At 57.9% G+C, this 1235-nt stretch carries 1 protein-coding gene; it reads left to right on the top strand.

The features are described from left to right. Positions 1–64 precede the first annotated feature (64 nt). A protein-coding gene (locus PTE30175_RS27950) for an IS3 family transposase (protein WP_150700328.1) occupies positions 65–1227 on the top strand; the annotation gives its coding sequence in 2 pieces (ribosomal slippage) (positions 65–320 and positions 320–1227; 1164 coding nt in all). The last annotated feature ends 8 nt before the right edge of the window (positions 1228–1235 follow it).

Here is a 1235-nt window from a genome sequence, read left to right as displayed (position 1 = left end):
TGTAGTGGTCTAATGAACCCGGACACTGATTTAGGCGAGAATACTCGCCATGAAGAGGTGTCTGATGACCAAGCAACGTCGTACGTTTTCCCCGGAGTTCAAACAGCAAGCCGCCTGTCTGGTGCTCGACCAGGGCTATAGCCATATGGAGGCGAGTCGCTCGGTCGGCGTCGGCGAGACGGTGCTGCGTCGCTGGGTGCAACAGCTTCAGATGGAACGCCAAGGCGTCACGCCGCAGGGCAAGGCAATCACGCCGGATCAGCAACGTATTCAGGAACTCGAGGCGCGTATCGAACGCCTCGAGCGTGAGAAGGCCATTTTAAAAAAGGCTACCGCGCTCTTGATGTCGGAAGGCATCGAACGTACGAAGTAATCGATCAGATCTGCGCAAGCGAATCGGTCGAACTGATCTGCGCGGTATTCGACGTATCGCGGTCCTGTCTGTATGCGTACCGGGAGCGTGCCCAGCGCGTTGATGCCGAGCGTATGGCGTTGCGTAGCCGAGTACACGATCTGTTCATCGAGAGTCGAAGCTCTGCTGGCAGCCGCAGCATCCTGGGCATGATGCGCGAGGAAGGTACGGTGATTGGCCGATTCAAGGTCAGCCGCTTGATGGAAGAGCTGGGGTTGATCTGCAAGCAGCCTGGCAGCCATGCCTACAAGCAGGCCACGGTCGAGCGGATCGATATCCCGAATCATCTCAATCGTCAGTTCGAGGTTGGTGCGCCGAATCAGGTCTGGTGTGGTGATATCACGTACGTCTGGGCGCAAGGCCGTTGGCATTATCTGGCGGCGGTGCTCGACCTGTTCACGCGGCGGGTTGTTGGCTGGGCGTTCTCGACACGTCCGGATGCGGATCTGGTCGTGCAGGCGTTGGACATGGCCTATGAGCAGCGTGGCCGACCGCAAGGGTTGCTGTTCCACTCGGATCAAGGCGGCCAGTATGCGAGCCGGAAATTCCGTCAGCGCCTATGGCGCTATCGGATACAGCAGAGCATGAGCCGTCGCGGAAATTGTTGGGATAACTCCCCGATGGAAAGGCTGTTTCGCAGCTTCAAGACGGAATGGCTGCCGTCAGTGGGTTACATGTCGGCGCAGGAAGCAAACCGGGATATCAGCCACTACCTGATGCACCGGTACAACTGGATACGGCCGCATCAGTTCAATGACGGACTGGCACCGGCTGTTGCGGAAGAAAAACTTAACGCAGTGTCCGGGATGAGTTGACCACTACA

Source organism: Pandoraea terrae (assembly GCF_902459695.1).
GTDB classification, from domain to species: domain Bacteria; phylum Pseudomonadota; class Gammaproteobacteria; order Burkholderiales; family Burkholderiaceae; genus Pandoraea; species Pandoraea terrae.
The sequence above is the reverse complement of the archived record's forward strand: the minus strand, read 5'-3'. Positions and strand labels throughout refer to the sequence as shown.